General features: G+C 68.7%; 15 protein-coding genes and 1 pseudogene. 6 read left to right on the forward strand and 10 right to left on the reverse strand.

All coding sequences use genetic code 11. The features are described 5' to 3' along the window. The first annotated feature begins 82 nt into the window (after nucleotides 1–82). The 3 genes from NAM01S_RS17510 to NAM01S_RS17520 are packed head-to-tail and all read left to right on the forward strand — an operon-like array spanning nucleotide 83 to nucleotide 3,284. A complete protein-coding gene (locus NAM01S_RS17510) occupies nucleotides 83–1,243 on the forward strand; it encodes a PP2C family protein-serine/threonine phosphatase (RefSeq protein ID WP_084483035.1) in 1,161 nt (386 codons plus the stop codon). Further along, on the forward strand, nucleotides 1,240–2,844 hold the full coding sequence (locus NAM01S_RS17515; protein ID WP_157107775.1) for a sensor histidine kinase: 1,605 nt from the start codon (nucleotides 1,240–1,242) through the stop codon (nucleotides 2,842–2,844). The genes NAM01S_RS17510 and NAM01S_RS17515 overlap by 4 nt, the downstream gene beginning before the upstream one ends. Then, nucleotides 2,841–3,284 carry a response regulator gene (locus NAM01S_RS17520; RefSeq protein ID WP_067786539.1) on the forward strand — a complete coding sequence of 148 codons (444 nt, stop codon included), beginning with the start codon at nucleotides 2,841–2,843 and terminating at the stop codon, nucleotides 3,282–3,284. The genes NAM01S_RS17515 and NAM01S_RS17520 overlap by 4 nt, the downstream gene beginning before the upstream one ends. Before the next feature lie 51 nt (nucleotides 3,285–3,335). On the opposite strand, the gene NAM01S_RS17525 is transcribed toward NAM01S_RS17520, so the two are convergent. Continuing rightward, nucleotides 3,336–3,698, reverse strand: a complete 363-nt coding sequence (locus NAM01S_RS17525) for an STAS domain-containing protein (protein WP_084483022.1) — start codon at nucleotides 3,696–3,698, stop codon at nucleotides 3,336–3,338. Between the two features lie 258 nt (nucleotides 3,699–3,956). On the opposite strand from NAM01S_RS17525, the gene NAM01S_RS17530 reads away from it, so the two are divergent. Then, a complete protein-coding gene (locus NAM01S_RS17530; protein ID WP_169810866.1) occupies nucleotides 3,957–4,376 on the forward strand; it encodes an ATP-binding protein in 420 nt (139 codons plus the stop codon). Nucleotides 4,377–4,426: 50 nt separating this feature from the next. Then, a complete protein-coding gene (locus NAM01S_RS17535) occupies nucleotides 4,427–5,116 on the forward strand; it encodes a PAS and ANTAR domain-containing protein (RefSeq protein ID WP_084483024.1) in 690 nt (229 codons plus the stop codon). A gap of 148 nt (nucleotides 5,117–5,264) precedes the next feature. On the opposite strand, the gene NAM01S_RS17540 is transcribed toward NAM01S_RS17535, so the two are convergent. From NAM01S_RS17540 to NAM01S_RS17570, 7 genes are all read right to left on the reverse strand, one after another. Then, a complete protein-coding gene (locus NAM01S_RS17540; RefSeq protein ID WP_067786545.1) occupies nucleotides 5,265–6,698 on the reverse strand; it encodes a lipase maturation factor family protein in 1,434 nt (477 codons plus the stop codon). Between the two features lie 520 nt (nucleotides 6,699–7,218). Continuing rightward, a complete protein-coding gene (tuf, locus tag NAM01S_RS17545) occupies nucleotides 7,219–8,400 on the reverse strand; it encodes an elongation factor Tu (RefSeq protein ID WP_067786546.1) in 1,182 nt (393 codons plus the stop codon). Nucleotides 8,401–8,807: 407 nt separating this feature from the next. Further along, on the reverse strand, nucleotides 8,808–11,132 hold the full coding sequence (locus tag NAM01S_RS17550; protein ID WP_067786549.1) for a heavy metal translocating P-type ATPase: 2,325 nt from the start codon (nucleotides 11,130–11,132) through the stop codon (nucleotides 8,808–8,810). Between the two features lie 30 nt (nucleotides 11,133–11,162). Then, nucleotides 11,163–12,092 (reverse strand): DUF8832 domain-containing protein, encoded by a 930-nt coding sequence (locus NAM01S_RS17555; RefSeq protein ID WP_067786551.1) that lies wholly within the window; start codon nucleotides 12,090–12,092, stop codon nucleotides 11,163–11,165. A gap of 33 nt (nucleotides 12,093–12,125) precedes the next feature. Continuing rightward, a complete protein-coding gene (locus NAM01S_RS17560; RefSeq protein ID WP_067786553.1) occupies nucleotides 12,126–12,347 on the reverse strand; it encodes a heavy-metal-associated domain-containing protein in 222 nt (73 codons plus the stop codon). A gap of 54 nt (nucleotides 12,348–12,401) precedes the next feature. Then, entirely contained in the window at nucleotides 12,402–13,820 is a 1,419-nt protein-coding gene (locus tag NAM01S_RS17565; RefSeq protein WP_067786555.1) for an MFS transporter, read from the reverse strand. A gap of 576 nt (nucleotides 13,821–14,396) precedes the next feature. Continuing rightward, nucleotides 14,397–14,843: a winged helix-turn-helix transcriptional regulator gene (locus NAM01S_RS17570; protein ID WP_067786557.1), complete on the reverse strand. Its 447-nt coding sequence runs from the start codon at nucleotides 14,841–14,843 to the stop codon at nucleotides 14,397–14,399. Nucleotides 14,844–14,975: 132 nt separating this feature from the next. Between NAM01S_RS17570 and NAM01S_RS17575 the strand changes: the two genes are divergently transcribed. Next, nucleotides 14,976–15,848 (forward strand): aldo/keto reductase family oxidoreductase, encoded by an 873-nt coding sequence (locus NAM01S_RS17575; protein ID WP_067786559.1) that lies wholly within the window; start codon nucleotides 14,976–14,978, stop codon nucleotides 15,846–15,848. Nucleotides 15,849–16,001: 153 nt separating this feature from the next. On the opposite strand, the gene NAM01S_RS17580 is transcribed toward NAM01S_RS17575, so the two are convergent. Both NAM01S_RS17580 and NAM01S_RS36615 read right to left on the reverse strand, forming a co-directional pair. Continuing rightward, a complete protein-coding gene (locus tag NAM01S_RS17580) occupies nucleotides 16,002–16,664 on the reverse strand; it encodes a sterol desaturase family protein (protein WP_067786562.1) in 663 nt (220 codons plus the stop codon). A gap of 24 nt (nucleotides 16,665–16,688) precedes the next feature. After that, nucleotides 16,689–16,991: pseudogene (locus NAM01S_RS36615) on the reverse strand (FCD domain-containing protein); the annotation flags it as partial. Between the last annotated feature and the right edge of the window lie 120 nt (nucleotides 16,992–17,111).

Consider the following 17,111-nt stretch of genomic DNA (forward strand, 5'->3'; position numbering starts at 1 on the left):
GTGATCGGAGGCCGTGGTGTCGTTGCGCACCCACGATGCTGATGTCGCTGTCGATTCGGGGTGGTTGGACCGGGAATCGACGATGCTGCTGGTCGAGGACGACCCCGGCGATGCCCTGCTCGTCGAGGAACTCGTCGCCGACGCGGCGCAAGGTCTGCGCCTGGAGTGGGTTCGGACGCTGGCCGAAGCGGGTGAGCGGCTGCGCGTTTCGGTCCCCGATTGCGTACTGCTCGATCTGCACCTCCCCGACGCCCAGGGCCTGGAGGCGCTTGCCAGGATCCGCGCGTACAACGATCAGGTCGCCGTCGTGGTGATGACGGGCCTCGATCAGGAGCGCACCGGCTTGGACGCGGTCGCCTCCGGCGCGCAGGACTACCTGGTGAAGGGTCGCGTCGAACCCGAATTGTTCGTTCGCGCCGTGCGTTACGCGATCCAGCGCAAGCACGCCGAACGCACGAGCGCGGCTCTGCAGGCCAGCCAGATGCGGGCCCAGGAGAACGCCCGACTGGAGCGCGGCCTGCTGCCGACACCACTGCTCGGTCCGGACCGGACCGTCGAGGTGGTCTCGCGCTATCGCCCCGGTCGCGCCCATTCGCTGCTCGGCGGCGACTTCTACGACGTGGTCCAGGGCGAGGACGGCACGGTGCACGCCGTCATCGGCGACGTTTCCGGGCACGGTCCCGACGCCGCCGCCACCGGCGTCGCGTTGCGATTGGCTTGGCGCACATTGGTTCTCAGCGGCGTCACCGGTCTGCGGCAGTTGCGACTGCTGGAGCAGGTACTGCTCGCCGAGCGCACCGACCGGCAGACCTTCGCGACCGCGACCAGCCTCGTCCTCGATCCGCGGACCCGCCGAGTGCACGTCTGGCGCGCCGGGCACCCAGGCATGCTGCGCCAGCGCGGCGAGGAGTTGCATTGGCTCGAGGTGCCCGGCGGACCCGCGCTCGGCTTTCTGCCAGGGCGCGCCCAATGGTCGAGTCACGAGGTCGAACTGCCGGACGACGCCGGCTTGCTGCTGTTCACCGACGGCCTCTTCGAGGGCCGCGTCGGCGCTGGTGCGCAGCGACTCGGTGAACAGGGCCTGCTCGAATTGGCGGGCACGGTGCCCGCCGAACGGACCGAACCGTTCGTCGACGAGCTGATCCGCCGGGTCGAGGAATTGGCGGGCGCCGCAGGCGGTTTGGACGACGACGTGGCGATCTTGTATCTGCGCTGGGCAGCAGACGGGAGGCGAGACCGATGACGAGAACGACCGTGGGCAGACTGACCGCGCAGGGCTGGTTCCAGCTCGTGCTCGCCGTGATGGTCCTTGTGGTGATCGTCGGCGCGATCGCGGGCTGGCAGGTCATCGCGCACACCAACCAGGTCACCGACCGGCTGCTCAGCCAGACCATGCCGGCGGCCGCCGAGGCGTACCGCCTGGAAAGCGCGCTGGTGAACCAGGAAACCGGCCTGCGCGGTTACGCCATCGCCGCCGACCCGCGCTTCCTCGAACCGTTCGACGAAGGCAAACGGGAACAGGAGCGCGCGGCGGCGCGGCTGCGCGAGCTGCTCGCCGACCGACCGGACCGGATCGCCGATCTCGAAATGGTGGAGCGGGCGGCGGCGCGGTGGCGCGAGGAGTACGCCGACCCGCTCGCCGCGACGGTGACCTCCGGCACCACGCGTCCGGTCGAGACCACGGCGGCATTGCGCGGCAAGACCATCTTCGATCAGGTGCGCGCCGCCTCCGCCACGCAGAGCGACAACATCGCGGGCGAGGTCGCGAAGGGCAACGAGGAACTCGCGCAGTCGCGCACGGTGCGCAACGCGGTGCTCGCCGGCTTGATCGCCACCTCCCTGCTGACCGGTGTGGTGCTGCTCGTGCTGATCCGGCGACTGGTCGCGCGCCCGCTCGGCCAGCTCACCGAGTCGTCCAAGCGGGTCGCCGACGGCGAATTCGACCATCGCATCGACGCGCACGGTCCCGCCGACCTCGCCCTCGTCGCCGAGGCCGTCGAGGACATGCGCCGCAGGATCGTCGCCGAGCTGAGCGCCTCCCGTACCCAGCAGGCGCTGCTGGAGCAGCAGAAGGCCGACCTCGACCTCCAAGCCGAGGAACTGCGCCGCTCGAACGCCGAGCTGGAGCAGTTCGCCTACGTCGCCTCGCACGACTTGCAGGAGCCGCTGCGCAAGGTCGCCTCGTTCTGCCAGCTGCTGGAGAAGCGCTACGGCTCGGAGCTGGACGAACGCGGCAAGCAGTACATCGACTTCGCGGTCGACGGCGCCAAGCGCATGCAGGTGCTGATCAACGATCTGCTGACCTTCTCCCGCGTCGGCCGGATCAGCGAGGGCATCCAGCCGACCGGGCTCGACCAGCCGTTGCAGAAGGCGCTCACCAACCTGTCGTCGGCCATCGAGGAGACCGGCGCGACCATCGAACTACCGGACGAACTACCCGAGATCCTCGGCGAGCCGACCCTGTTGACGATGTTGTGGCAGAACCTCGTCGGCAACGCCATCAAGTTCCGCAAGCCCGACCTCTCGCCGGTGGTGCGCATCGACTGCGAGCGCGCCGCGGAAGAGGCCGAGGGCTGGCAGTTCTCGGTGACCGACAACGGCATCGGCATCGCACCGGAATTCGCCGAGAAGGTGTTCGTCATCTTCCAGCGCCTGCACGGCCGCGACGAATACAGCGGCACCGGAATCGGTTTGGCCGTCTGCAAGAAGATCGTCGAATATCACGGCGGCAGAATCTGGATCGATACCGATCATCGCGACGGCACCCGCCTCTGCTTCACCCTCCAGGCCGTCGAACCCGCGAGCACGGAGTCCAGCCCGATCACCGAAGGAGCCAACGTATGACCTTTCCCGGCAGGCCGATCGACATCCTGCTCGTCGAGGACGATCCCGGCGACGAGTTGATGACCCGGGAGGCATTCGAGGACAACAAGATCGGCAACACGCTGCACGTCGCGCACGACGGGCAGGAGGCGCTCGACTTCCTGTACCGGCAGGGCGAGTTCGCCGACGCGCCGCGACCCGATCTGATCCTGCTCGACCTGAACCTGCCGAAATACGACGGCAGGCAGGTGCTGGAGAAGATCAAGGCCGATCCGGACCTGACGCACATCCCGGTCGTCGTGCTGACCACCTCGGCCGCCGAGGAAGACATTCTGCGCAGCTACAAACTGCACGCCAACGCGTACGTGACCAAGCCGGTGGACCTCGACCAGTTCGTGGCCGCGATCAAGCAGATCGACGAGTTCTTCGTGCAGGTCGTCCGGTTGCCGCGGCAGCGTTAGGCTTCGCGGCGGCCGGGACGGACTTCGTACGGCAGCGCCCTCGAGGCGGGCTCAGCTCGGGGTGCTGCTCTCGTCCGCGGCGAGGGCGGCGTCCAGCGAGGGGAACACCGAGAGCAGCTCGTCGAGCGCGGTGAGTTCGATCGGGCGGCGCACCGCGTCGGAGGCGACGACGCGCAGCCGGGCAGGCTGCGCCTCGGAGGCGACGAGCAGCACGCTCAATCCCGCCGAGCCGAGGAAACCGACCTCCAACATGTCGATGACCAGCGACTTCCCGCCGCGCTGAGCGTCTTCCAGGGCGGCCTGCAGCTGCGGCGCGGAAGCCATGTCGACCTCGCCGTGCACGGTGACGACGGCCATGTCGCCGTCCTCGCGCACCCGCACGTCGAGAACCTTGGACGCGCCCTCGCCGCTCACCGCCGACCTCCCAGCTCGCAATTCGCCACTTTCCCACCTCTGCAGCATCGAGCCTCGCCACGCGGGGCGTGACAAGGCTGTGAGCGTCTCTCGAGTCAACTTACCCGATCGCGGCTGTCGTAATCGCCGCGTCGAAATACCGAGACGGACACCACTATCGGCCACCTCATACCGGGTGATCGGGCTTGCCCGGTGCGCGAATGGGTATTGCTCTGGGCGAGAAGGCAATCGACATGGACGTTGCAGGGAGGCAGCGAGGTGACCACGTCCCGCTCACTTCGGCTTCGAACGCCGCCGAGACCGTTGGAGCTGGACTTTCCGGCGACCGCCGATCGTTTGGCCCAGGTCAGGCACGCTCTTCAGGACTGGCTGGAGCAGTGCGGCATCGGCGCCGAGCGCGCCTACGACGTGCTGCTCGCGGTCGGGGAGGCCTGCACCAACGCGGTCGAGCACGGCCACCGCGGCGACGGCGGCACCGTGCGCGTGCGCGCCTTCTACACCGGCGCCGAGTTGAATGTCACAGTCGCCGATCACGGCCGCTGGAAGCCGCCCGACCCGCAGGCGAGGTCGGTGCGCGGCCGCGGGCTGGCCATCATCCGCGCGGTGATTCCCGAGGTAGATGTGACCACCGGGGAAGGTGGGACCACTGTGGCGATGCGGCTTCCGCTCACCGCCTGATTCCGGGGCTTAGTCCCGCGCTCGCTTGCTACCACCTGGATACTGGACAGGTGATAGAGGGCAGCGAACTGAGCCCGCGTGCGATCGGCGCGCTCGGCAGTGTGATCGGCGTCGAGTCGTGCGCGAACGCGGGAGAGTTCCGTTTCTTCTTCGCGGACCAGCGATGGGAGTGGTCCGACGAGGTCGCCCGCATGTACGGCTACAAGCCGGGCGCGGTGGAACCGACGACCGCGTTGCTGCTCTCGCACAAACATCCCGACGACCGCGAGCTGGTCGAATCGGCGATCGCCAAGGTGGTGGACACCGGCGAACCGTTCTGCAGCAGGCATCGCATCATCGATACCGAAGGCCGGGAGCATCCGGTCATCGTCATCGGCGATTACCAGACCGACGAGAACGGCGCCGTCATCGGCACGGCCGGGTATTACATCGATCTCACCGATGCGCTCGAGGGCGAACGCAAGGACGTCATCGAGGACGTGCTGCCCGAGCTGATCGAGTCGCGGGCGGCGATCGAACAGGCCAAAGGCGTGCTCTCCCTCGTCTACGCCGTCTCCGCCGACCAGGCCTTCGCGATCCTGCGCTGGCGTTCCCAGCACACCAACACCAAGCTTCGCGATCTCGCGCAGCAGCTGGTGCTCGACGCGCGGGACATCGACGCCGACCGGGCGGGTCTGCGCACCAGGTTCGATCACGTGTTGCTGACCGCGCACGAGCGGGTCGTGCCCGAAGTGGATTAAAGGGCCTACCTCCGCCTTCGCTGTGGGCGGTGAAGGTCTGCGGGGCGTACCTCCGCTGCGGCCGTGCCCGGAGTTCGGGCGGACCGCACCTCCGTCTTTGGTGCGGCCATGTACGGCCCCCGGATGGGCTCGGCTCCTGGGCAGCCCATCAGGCGAAGCCGCGGGCTTGGTGCAACGTCAGCGGTGGGAGGTATTCGTCGACGAGTTCGCGGCGCCAGCAGGCGTGGTCGCGTCGGAGTTCGCGCAGGCTGGTGTAGCGGTACTCGTACAGGCGGGCGCGGATGTAGCGGGGCGGGGAGTCCGGGAAGGGGCAGTGGCGCAGCAGGCGCAATGTCGCGGGGTCGTTCTGGAGCAGCCGTACGACGAAGGGGAGCAGCCAGGATCGCGCGTAGATCGGCGAGATGGCGGCGAACCACATCAGCCAGTCCAGTCGCAGGTGGTACGGCGCGTACTGGCGCGGCCAGCGGCGCAGGTCACCTGGCTTGCCCTTGAATTCGTATTCGCGCCAGACCGTTTCGTCGGAGATCGAGGTGTCGGCGGTGCCTTCGATCACCACCTCGTTGCGCACCCGGTCGATGCTCCCGAAGGCGCCGTAGGTGTTGACCAGGTGGTACGGGTTGAACGAGGTGTTCATCCGCTGGTTCTTGGACAGCAGGTTGCGCACCGGCCAGTAGCTGAGGCCCACGGTGACCACGGTCAGCACGATCACCGCGCCCGCGAACCACAACGGCGGTTCGGACAACGCGGGCGCGCCCGGCAGCGGGCCGAAGACGCGCGCGTCCAGAGCCGTCACCGCGAGCAGGATCGTCAGCCAGTTCAGCCAGGCGAAGTTGCCGGAGAGCACCAGCCACAGCTGCGTCACGATGACGAGTCCCGCGGCGATGCTCGCCACCGGCTGCGGCCCGAACAGCCCGAAGGGCACCACGAGCTGCGCGAAGTGATTGGCCGCCACCTCCACCCGGTGCAGCGGCCGAGGCAGGTGGTGGAAGAACCAGCTCAGCGGGCCGGGCATCGGCTGGGTCTCGTGGTGGTAGTACAGGCAGGTCAGATCCCGCCAGCACGGATCGCCGCGCAGCTTGATCAGCCCCGCGCCGAACTCCACCCGGAACAGCAGCCAGCGGGCGAGCAGCAGGACCAGCAGCGGCGGCGCCACGGTGTCGTTGCCGAGGAAGATCGCCAGAAAACCCGTCTCGAGCAGCAGCGATTCCCAGCCGAAGGAGTACCACGCCTGGCCGATGTTGACGATCGACAGGTACAGCGCCCACAGCACCGTCCACAACGCCATGGCCGCCCACAGCGGCACCAGATCCCCGAGCCCCACGACCATCGCCGCCGACAGCGCCACCCCCGTCCACGCCACACCGGCGAAGAACCGGTCCGAATAGTGCAGGTGGAACAGACTCGGCGAGCGCCGCGGCGACACCCGCCGCAGGAACCGCGGCGCCGGCAGCATCCCGTGCTCACCGATCAGCGCGCGGAACTGCAACGCCGCCCCGAGGAAGGCGAGCAGGTACACGACCGCCAAGCCCCGCTGAAAGATCAGCCTGGCCTGCCAGTATTCGGGTGCCGTGAACCACTCCATGCCCGCAGCTCCTCGGACGGTGGAAGTCCATGGTGCTTCCGTACTACCCAACCGCCCAGCACGGAAACGCCGCCCTCGCGGCCCGTCCGCACGCTTCACAGGTGTCGCAGCCTCTGCGAAGCGTCGGAAACCTTTGCGAACTCTCGGACCGAGCAGCGCCCCGACCGCCTTTGGCGAGCGGTGGCCCCGAACCCCTTGGACGCCACGGCCAGCGGTGCCGTGGAAGGGGCCACCGGCGGGGCCGTTGCCGGTCGCCAGCCCAGGGCAGGTCCGTGTCCACGTCGCACCGAAACCACGCTGCTCGCCACCACGACCTGTGGGCTGAGTGGCCGCGCAGAGCGAAGGCATTGGCCTGCCACAGACCGTGTGTACGCCGCACATAGGCACCGCCTGTGTGAGGCGTGCACACGGTGTGTGGGACCGCTCGGGCAGCCCGCTCGGTCGGGTGCCCGTGGAGTTGCGCAGCCCGTTCGGATGGGGGCCCGTCTCGGTCGGGGTGCCGACCGAGACGGGCCCGGGTTCAGGCGACGGTGAGGACCGTGCCCGCGCCGACCGTGCGACCGCCCTCGCGGATGGCGAAGCCGAGGTTCGGCTCCAGCGGGAGCGCGCGGCCGAGCTCGACGATGAGCTCGACCGTGTCGCCCGGGTGGGCGAGCGCGGTGTCGGCGGGCAGGGTGACGTCGCCGACCACGTCGCCGGTGCGCACGTAGAACTGCGGGCGGTAACCGGTGGTGATCGGCGTGCGCCTGCCACCCTCGGCGGCGCCGAGCAGGTACACGCGCGCGGTGAACCGGGTGCGCACCGCGATGCTGCCCGGCGCGGCGACCACCTGACCGCGCCGGACCTGACCGCGCTGCACGCCGCGCAGCAGCAGCGCGACGTTGTCACCCGCCTCGGCGAATTCCATGGCCTTGCCGAAGGTTTCGACTCCGGTCACGACCGTCGTCAACGCCTCGCCGCCGAGACCGAGCAACTCCACCCGGTCGCCGAGCCGGACCCGGCCGCGCTCGATCGCCCCCGTGACGACCGTTCCGCGCCCGGTGATCGTGAGGACGTTCTCCACCGGAAGCAGGAACGGCGCGTCGGTGTAGCGGACCGGTATCGGCACGTGCGCGTCCACCGCGTCGAGCAGGTCGAGCAGCGCCGCCGTCCAGCGCTCGTCGCCCGCCAGCGCGCGCAGCCCGGAGACCCGCACGATCGGCGCGGTGTCGCCCGGGTAGCCCTGGGCGGTGAGCAGCTCGCGGATCTCCAGCTCGATCAGCTCGAGCAGCTCCGGGTCGCCCGCGTCGGCCTTGTTGAGCGCCACCACGATGTGCTCGACGCCGACCTGCCTGGCGAGCAGCACGTGCTCGGCCGTCTGCGGCATCACGCCGTCCTGCGCGGAGACCACCAGGATCGCGCCGTCCAGCTGGGACGCGCCGGTGATCATGTTCTTCACGAAGTCGGCGTGACCCGGCATGTCGACGTGCGCGTAATGCCGTGTGGCGGTCTCGTATTCGACGTGCGCGATGTTGATCGTGATGCCGCGCATCGCCTCCTCGGGGGCGCGGTCGATCCGGTCGAACGGCACGAACGCGGCGCCGCCCCGCTCGGCGAGCACCTTGGTGATCGCGGCGGTCAGCGTGGTCTTGCCGTGGTCGACGTGCCCCATGGTGCCGATGTTCAGGTGCGGCTTGGTGCGGACATAGGTTTGCTTCGACATGTGTGTTCCTTGGTTTCCGGGCGAGCGCCCGAATGTCAGGGGGACCTCTGCGACGGGGGCACCTTCCCCGTCGGAGGTCCCGGGACATCCCGGGGAAGGTCAGCGTCGGGCGCCGTCGAGCAGCGCGGCCACTGCCGCCGCTGCCAGGGCAGCCGCCATCGAGCCCGCGACCGCGGACTCCAGAACGATGGCGAGCCAGAACATGTCGAGCAGAGTACGGCCGCGGCGGGCCGCGCCGCGAGCGATTTTCCGGCCCACCGCAGCGACGCCGGGGTAGGCATCCGACTGAAGGTCACCGTCAGCGGCGCAGTCGCGGTGGGGGTCACCTTCAGTCGAGACCCGATCAGTGCATGCGAAGGGCGGGACGGCCGTGTGGGGTGCCGTCCCGCCCGAGCGGGGTGCGCGCGCTATTGCGCGGTGGAGCGAAAACCGCGCAGCCGCAGGCTGTTGCTGACGACGAACACCGAGGAGAACGCCATCGCCGCACCGGCGAGCATCGGGTTCAGCAGCCCCGCCATGGCCAGCGGGATCGCGGCAACGTTGTAGGCGAAGGCCCAGAACAGATTGCCCTTGATGGTGCCGAGTGTCTTGCGGGACAACCGGATCGCGTCCGCCGCGGCGCGCAGGTCGCCGCGCACCAGGGTCAGGTCGCTCGCCTCGATGGCGACGTCGGTGCCGGTGCCCATGGCAAGGCCGAGATCGGCCTTGGCCAGCGCCGCCGCGTCGTTGACACCGTCGCCGACCATCGCGACGACCTTGCCCTCGGACTGCAACCGCTCGACGGTGGCCACCTTGTCCTGCGGCAGCACCTCGGCGATCACCTCCTCGATGCCGACCTGATCGGCGATGGCCCGCGCCGCCGCCTTGTTGTCGCCGGTCAGCATGATCGGGGTCAAGCCGAGCGCCTTCAGCTGCGAGATCGCCTCGGCCGAGGTCGGTTTCACCGCATCGGCGACAACGAGCACGCCGCGCGCCTTGCCGTCCCAGCCGACCGCGACGGGGGTCTTGCCCTCCGACTCGGCCGCGTGCATGGCCCGCTCCAGCTCGGCGTCCAGGTGCTGCGACCAGTCGGCGAGCAGCCGGGCCCGCCCGACGATCACCGCGTGCCCGTCCACCACGCCCTGCACGCCGAGGCCCTCGATATTGGCGAAGCCTTCGACCGCCGCCAGCTCGCCGACCTTCTCGCGGGCGCTCTTGGCGATCGCCTGCGCGATCGGGTGCTCCGACGAATCCTCCAGCGCGCCTGCCAAAGCCAGTACCTCGCTCACGTCCTCGCCGTCGGCGGCGATCACGTCGAGCAGGGTCATCTTGCCGGTGGTGACGGTGCCGGTCTTGTCCAGCACCACGGTGTCCACCTGGCGGGTCGACTCCAGCACCTCGGGGCCCTTGATAAGGATGCCGAGCTGCGCACCGCGTCCGGTGCCGACCATCAGCGCGGTCGGGGTGGCCAGGCCGAGGGCGCACGGGCAGGCGATGATCAGCACCGCGACCGCCGCGGTGAACGCCGCCGCCACCGAACCGCCGGTGCCGAGCCAGAATCCGAGCGTCGCGACCGCGAGCGCGATCACCACCGGCACGAAGATCCCGGAGATCTTGTCGGCCAGCCGTTGCGCCTGCGCCTTGCCGTTCTGCGCGTCCTCGACCAGCTTCGCCATCTGCGCGAGCTGGGTGTCGGCGCCGATCCTGGTGGCGCGCACCACGATCCGGCCGCCGACGTTGGCCGTCGCGCCGACAACGGCGTCGTCCGCGGCCACCTCGACCGGCACCGATTCACCGGTCAGCATCGAGGCGTCGACCGCCGAGGAACCCTCCACGATCACGCCGTCGGTGGCGATCTTCTCGCCGGGTCGGACCACGAATTCGTCGCCGACACCGAGCTGTTCGATCGGAATCCGGCGCTCGACCAGGTCTCCATGGCGGCGCTCCCGGGTCCCTCCGTGGTTACGCTCGCTGCCTCCTCCGGGCACGTCGCTCGCGCCGCGACGCAGCACCGAGACTTCCTTCGCGCCCAGCTCGAGCAGTGCGCGCAGCGCCGCGCCCGCCCGCCGCTTCGACCGTGCCTCGAAGAAGCGCCCCGCCAGGATGAACGTGGTGACACCCGCCGCGGCCTCCAGGTAGATATTGCCGGTGCCGTCCATCCGGGAGATGGTGAACTCGAACGGGTGGGTCAGGCCCGGCGTGCCAGCGGTGCCCCAGAACAGCGCGTAGAGCGACCAGCCGAGCGCGGCGAGGGTGCCTATCGAGACCAGGGTGTCCATGGTGGCGGTGCCGTGGCGCAGGTTGGTCCACGCCGCCCGGTGGAACGGCAGCGCGCCCCAGACCACCACCGGCGCGGCGAGCGTCAGCGAGAGCCACTGCCAGTTGGTGAACTGCAACGCGGGGATCATCGCCATGGCGATCACCGGAACGGTCAGCACCAGCGAGACCAGCAGCCGGGTCCGCAGGGCGGCCGTCGGATCCGCTTCGGCGGACTCGTCCGTCTGCTCCTCGGTCGGCGGCGCGGGCAGTGCGGCGGTGTAGCCCGCCTGCTCGACGGTGGCGATCAGGTCCTCGGGGGAGACGTCACCGGTGAAGTCGACCCGCGCCTTCTCGGTCGCGTAGTTGACGGTGGCGGTGACGCCGTCCAGCTTGTTCAGCTTCTTCTCGATGCGGTTGGCGCAGGACGCGCAGGTCATGCCGCCGATCACCAATTCGACCTGGCCGGTGGCCGGTGATTGCGTCGCGGTCGTCATCGGAATTCCTTTCTCTGCGGCACGTGGTGATCAGTGGCCGTGGCCGGGCTCGGCGGGTGCGCCGTGTCCGGTCTGCGCGTTGCCCGACGGTACCGAGAGCGTGAACTCGGCCGTGCGGACCACCCCTTCGTGTTGGAAGTCGAGGAACAGGCGGTAGTCGCCCGCGCTCGGCGCGGTCACGGCGAAGGTGACGCCGGGACCCGCCGCTGTGACGCCGTCGCCGGGGTGGCCTTCGGGGTGAACGTGCAGGTACGCCAGGTCGGCGGCGCGCAGCGCGACCAAGTGGCCGTACGCGCCGAGATAGGGCTGGAGGTCGGTGACCGGCTTGCCGCCTCTGCTCACCGAGAGGGTGACCGTCGAGGCCTGGCCGGGGGAGACCGCACCATCCAGGGTAACCGTGTAGTCGCCCACCGCCGCCGTGCGCGCGGGTGCGGGCAGCGGCCGCGGGTCGTAGGAACCCGCGACCCGGAAGTCGGCGCCGAGCGTCAGGTTCGCGCCGCCCTCGGGGGTGAAGTCGGCGAACACGCGGTAATCGCCCGCGCGGGTGAGGTCGAGCGGGACGCTCCATGTCCCGTTGCCGTCCAGCGTGGGATGCACGTGCTGGAAGGCGGCCATGTCGCGGCGGACCACGATCAGGTGCAGGTCCTTGTCGTGGCTGCGAACGTAGCGGGTGACCGGTGCGCCCTGCCGGTCCAGGACGCGGAACCGCAGCGTCGAGTTCGGCGCCGCGGTGGTCTGCGCGGTGTCAAGGCTCAGGGTGTACCCGTCGGCGGTGACCAGCAGGCCGCCGGGCAGTTCCTCGGCGCCAGGCCCGCCGTCGGTGGCGGGCCCGGTCGCGTGGGTGTCGTGCGCGGCGGGCTCGGTGGGTTCCGGGCCGATCGCAGCTCCGGTCGCGAGAGCGATCCCGAAGACCGCCGCGAGTCCGAGGGTGAAGCCGGCGAACTTGGTCGTGGCGTTCATCGGGTGCTCCGTTCCGGTTCGTTGTTGCTGGGGTCAGTCGGCGAGCTGGAAGCCCGCGCGGCCCACCGCGGCGGCGACCTCGTCGCGCCCGATCGGGGCGTCGGCCGCGACGGTGACCGTGCCGCCGTCGAGGTCGACAGCCACGTCGGTGACGCCGGGGATCGCGCCGACCTTGTCGCGGACCTTGTTGACGCAGCAGCCACAGGTCATGCCGGTGACGGTGTAGGTAGCTGTGGCGGATGCGGTGGTGCTCATGTCTGTCTCCTCTGCGGCGGGGTCGGTTCTACCATACCCCCCTAGGGTATTTTGTCAAACGGTTTCGGATACGGGCTCAGCGGCGGGGGTTCGCATGGTCACCGCCGCGATGCCCGCTCCGACGAGCGCGATCACCGCCGCGCCAAGGAACGCGGCCGAGAAACCACTGGTCAGCTCGTCGATATCGGTCACCTGATCGGCGCCGAACGCCGCGGCGACGGCCGTCATCGCGGCCAGGCCGACGGCCGAGCCCACCTGATACGAGACGTTGACGATGCCAGAGGCGAGACCGCCCTCCTCCGGCCGTGCCGCCGAGATCGCGGTACCGAGGGAGGGTATGAAGGCCAGCGACATGCCGCCGGCGGCCACCAGCGAGGCGGGCAGCACGTCGACCCAGAAGTTCCCGGTGGGCCGAACCAGCGACATAATGCCGAGCCCGAGCGCGAGCACGAGCAGACCGGTGACGATCATCGGCTTGGCGCCGAAGCGCTGCATGGCGCGCGGGGCGAGCACGATCATGCCGAGCATGATCAGCGTGGTCATCGGAAGCAGCGCCGCGCCCGAGGGGAACGCGCTGTAGCCGAGCACCTGCTGCAAATACAGGTTCAGGAAGAACCACATCGGCACCCAGGCCGCGCCGAGCAAGAGCTGGGCGATGTTGGCGGCGGCCAGATTCGGCGCGCGGAAGATGCCGAGGCGCATCAGCGGTTCCCGGCTGCGGGACTGAAGAACCACGAAACCGGCGAGCAATGCGCCCGCGATCGCGAGCACGCCCCAGGTCTGGCCCGAGGCCCAGCCCACTTCGGGCGCGCGGACGATGCCGTAGACGGCGGCGGCGAGACCGGCGGTCACCGTTGCCGCGCCGAGCAGGTCGACCGAACCCGAGCGGGCCGGTGCGCTCGGCATCAGCGCGGGCACCGCGACGAGAGCCAGCAGCGCGATCGGCACGTTGATGTAGAAAACCCAAGGCCAACTGATGTATTCGGTGATGACGCCGCCGAGGAAGACGCCCGCCGTTCCGCCCGCTGGCGCGGCCGCGCCGTAGACGGCGAGCGCTTTGGTCAGCTCCTGCGGCGAGGAGTCGAAGAGCATCATCAGCAGGGTCAGTGCCGAGGGCGCGATGAGCGCCGCGCCGCCGCCCTGGACCGCTCGGCCGATCAGCTCGGTCGCGACATTGCCCGCCGCGCCTGCGATCACCGAGCCGACGAGCAGCGTCAGCCAGCCCGCGGCGAACACCCGGCGCGCGCCGAGCAGGTCCGACAGCCGCCCGCCGAGCAGCAGCAGCCCGCCGAAGGCGATCACGTACGCGTTGAACACCCAGGTCAGATTCTCTTGGGAGAAGCCGAGTTCGGCCTGCATCTTCGGCAGCGCGATGCCGATGATCGAGGTGTCCATGATGACCATGAATTGCGCCGCGGCGATCACCGCGAGCGCCCACCACCTGCGGGTGGTTGGCGCGGTCTGCGTAGTCATGACATTTCCATCCTTTCCGAGCGGAAGATCTATGGCTCTCATACCCTACCCACCTAGGGTATCTTGACGTCAAGATGGAAGTGCCGTGAATCAGCTGCTTCAAGGTTTCGTTGGGTTGCCGGTTCCCAATGTTGCGGGAGCCCAAAGGGGCGCCTACCAGGGTTTTCGCCCGTTGTTGCGGGTGCCGAGGAGGTTTGCCTACCCAGGTTTTCCTCTGAGCGGTGCTGGGCACGTCGTGTGCCGTACCCGGCTTACCTCCCGCAGTTGGTGGGCGCGGGGTTCGGCTTCCGGCGTGGTCATCTGGCTGTGGTTGCGTCTAGAGAAGGGGCAATCGGGAGGAAATCCCTGGCGAAATGCTCTGCCTGTCAAGGCCCCAACCACCATTTGACTACCGCCGATAGAGAAATGGTTTCGACGGTAGTCATATGGTGGCTTTTCAAGATCGAAGAGCAACCATTTGACTACCGTCGATTTTCAGGCATCGAGCTTGGGCGGCGAGGGTCGGCGAAATGGCTCTTCGCAGTTGAGGGTGTAGCGCCGAGAACATAGAGCTGTTGGGCGGTTGGATGTGAGTCGTCAGGAGGTGTGAGCGTCGTGGTTCTCGCGGTTTGCGAGGACCTCGGCCATGTGTGTCTGCGCCCAGTTTCTGAGCCCGCGCGTCATGTGGTGGAGCGAGAGGCCGAGGTCGGTCAGCTCGTAGGAGACGGTGACAGGGACGGTTGGCGTCACGGTACGGGTGAGCAGACCATCGTGCTCCAGCGACCGTAGCGTCTGGGTCAGCATCTTCTGGCTGACCCCGGCCAGAAGACGAGAGATCTCGGAGTAACGCATCGCTTTCGGGGCGTCTGCGTGTGCTGCACCGGGCTGGCCAGGGCTGTTGTCGCCGCCCAGCGCACACAGGATCAGGACGACCCACTTGTCCGAGATTCGGTCGAGCAGTTGCCGGCTGGGGCACCCTGCCAGGAACGCGTTGTACTCCACCTTGGCCTGAGCCCTCTTCTGGGCCGCCTTCATCGTTGTCACTGATCGCACCTCTCACCGATGGGTGGGTTACGCACTCCAAAGTGCCTACTTCCCGACAGGAAGTTTCTCTTCAATGCTGATGCAGGGAGGCGGCAGGCGCCACCGCCCAAGTGCACGACGAAAGGCAACAGGATGAGCACACCTTCCCTCTCTCTTCCCGGCGGCACCTGGACTCTGGGTGACCTGACCGTCACCCGGTTCGGCTACGGCGCCATGCAACTGGCCGGCCCGTGGGTCATGGGGCCGCCCACCGATCGCGAGGGTGCCCTGGCCGTTCTGCGTGAAGCGGTCGGCCTCGGTATCACCCACATCGACACCAGCGATGCCTACGGGCCGCGCGTCACCAACGAGTTGATCCGCGAGGCACTGCACCCTTATCCCGAGTCGCTGCGCATCGTGACCAAGGTGGGCGCGACCCGCGACGAACAGGGTGGCTGGCCCACGGCCCGGCGACCCGAAGATCTGCGCCGCCAGGTCCACGACAACCTCGAGTCCCTCCGACTCGACGTACTCGACCTGGTCAACCTCCGGCTCGGCAACGCCGAAGGTCCCCAGCCCGGCTCGCTCGCCGAGGCGTTCGAGACGCTCGTGGAACTCCAGCAGCAGGGCCTGATCCGCCACCTCGGGGTCAGCAACGCGACCGAGGAGCAGGTCACCGAGGCACAGAGCATCGCGCCGATCGTGTGCGTGCAGAACATGTACAACCTCGCCCACCGCCACGACGACAAGCTCATCGACCGGCTCGCCGCCGACGGCGTCGCGTACGTGCCCTTCTTCCCCCTCGGGGGCTTTACCCCGCTTCAGTCCTCGGCGCTCTCGGCGGTCGCCGCTCGATCGAAGGCGACACAGATGTCCGTCGCGCTGGCCTGGCTGCTGCAGCGATCACCGAACATCCTGCTCATCCCCGGCACGTCATCGACGGCGCACCTGCGCGAGAACATCGCCGGCGCGGGACTCTCCCTCTCTCATGAGGACTCGACCGAGCTGGACGACATCGGCCGCTGAATCCTCGTAGCTGGACGGCCCGCTCTGTCCTCGGATTCCGCGACCTCACCAACTACATCGCCAGATCCCTGCTGGAAACGGCGGCTTCAGGCCACGACTACACCCTGGATTGTGAAGAGCCGGCGAAATCCGCCCCCGAGCGACGCGGCTACCTCAACTGACCTGCGCTCCATGCAAATTCCGAGCGGTGGGCGAGGTGTCCACCTCGCTCGGGTCCGGATAGGTTCCGAAAACGCGGTCCGCGGTTCCGGAACTTGTCACCGTGAACCAGAAGTGCTCGTTCTTGTAGTGGTGGTGTCGGTGATTGCGCCAAACCGCCTTGTACAGCGCCCTTTTCGGCTTGTAGTCGGTGTGGATGAGGTAGTGCGTCCACTCGTAGCCGAGGCCGAGCACCGTGATGGTCAGCAGGAAGGTCAGGCCGAGGCCGAGTCGGGGGAACGCGAAGGCGGTGATCGCCAGCAACGCCACGATGACGAAGACCAGCGAGCGGGTCGGGATGAAGATCAGCGGAATGTTGCGCGGATCGACGTGGTGCAGGCGGTGTTTGCGGGCCAGCTCGCTGTCCAAGGCGATCGGGCCGATCCGCTTCGGCCGCCAGTGCAGCACCATGACGTGCACGACCCACTCGAACGCGGGGAACACCGCGAGCATCACCACCGGCAGCAGCGCGTCGCTGAGCTGCCAGTCGCCCACCAGGATTCGAGCGATCAGAGCGAACGCCAGCGCGGTGCCGATCATCCATGGCGAGGGGTGGCGGAGGAACTCGCGGAACGCGTCGCCGAGCGTGAGACCTCGGCGCAGCTGGGTTTTGGACATGGTGTCACCTCGGATATTGCGTGATCAGCGGCCGCCGAGGGCCTCGATCAGGGCGGTGGTCGCCGGCTCGAGCAGGGCCCGAGCTTTGTCGGCGGCCTTCTTCGGCCGGCCCGCCACGATGGCGGCGGCCAGTTCGCGGTAGCCCTCGGCATTGCCCACCTCGGCGGACATGACGGGGGCCAGCGCCGCGAGCGCTGGTTCGTAAGCGGCGCGCAGCATGTTGAACATCAGGCGGAACACGATCGAGTCGGCCGCGTCGACGACGTGATCCCAGAACTCCAGCGCATGCCGTTGCAGCACAACCGGATCGGTTTCAGCGGTCAGCGCCGCCACGGCGCGCTCGAGATCGGCGCGCACCTGGTCGTACTCGGTACCGGGCTCCGCCGCGCGCGACCCGCCGTCCGCGCGATTGTCGCGGCTGGTGGTGACGGGCTGGGCGGCGTTCGG

It is taken from the genome of Nocardia amikacinitolerans NBRC 108937, assembly GCF_001612615.1.
GTDB classification, from domain to species: domain Bacteria; phylum Actinomycetota; class Actinomycetes; order Mycobacteriales; family Mycobacteriaceae; genus Nocardia; species Nocardia amikacinitolerans.

Coding starts and splice junctions, on each gene's coding strand:
- NAM01S_RS17520 (WP_067786539.1), top strand. CDS start 2,841: ATGACCTTTCCCGGCAGGCCGATCGACATCCTGCTCGTCGAGGACGAT.
- NAM01S_RS17510 (WP_084483035.1), top strand. CDS start 83: ATGCTGCTGGTCGAGGACGACCCCGGCGATGCCCTGCTCGTCGAGGAA.
- NAM01S_RS17580 (WP_067786562.1), bottom strand. CDS start 16,664: ATGTCCAAAACCCAGCTGCGCCGAGGTCTCACGCTCGGCGACGCGTTC.
- NAM01S_RS17560 (WP_067786553.1), bottom strand. CDS start 12,347: ATGAGCACCACCGCATCCGCCACAGCTACCTACACCGTCACCGGCATG.
- NAM01S_RS17565 (WP_067786555.1), bottom strand. CDS start 13,820: ATGACTACGCAGACCGCGCCAACCACCCGCAGGTGGTGGGCGCTCGCG.
- NAM01S_RS17550 (WP_067786549.1), bottom strand. CDS start 11,132: ATGACGACCGCGACGCAATCACCGGCCACCGGCCAGGTCGAATTGGTG.
- NAM01S_RS17555 (WP_067786551.1), bottom strand. CDS start 12,092: ATGAACGCCACGACCAAGTTCGCCGGCTTCACCCTCGGACTCGCGGCG.
- NAM01S_RS17515 (WP_157107775.1), top strand. CDS start 1,240: ATGACGAGAACGACCGTGGGCAGACTGACCGCGCAGGGCTGGTTCCAG.
- tuf (WP_067786546.1), bottom strand. CDS start 8,400: ATGTCGAAGCAAACCTATGTCCGCACCAAGCCGCACCTGAACATCGGC.
- NAM01S_RS17540 (WP_067786545.1), bottom strand. CDS start 6,698: ATGGAGTGGTTCACGGCACCCGAATACTGGCAGGCCAGGCTGATCTTT.
- NAM01S_RS17575 (WP_067786559.1), top strand. CDS start 14,976: ATGAGCACACCTTCCCTCTCTCTTCCCGGCGGCACCTGGACTCTGGGT.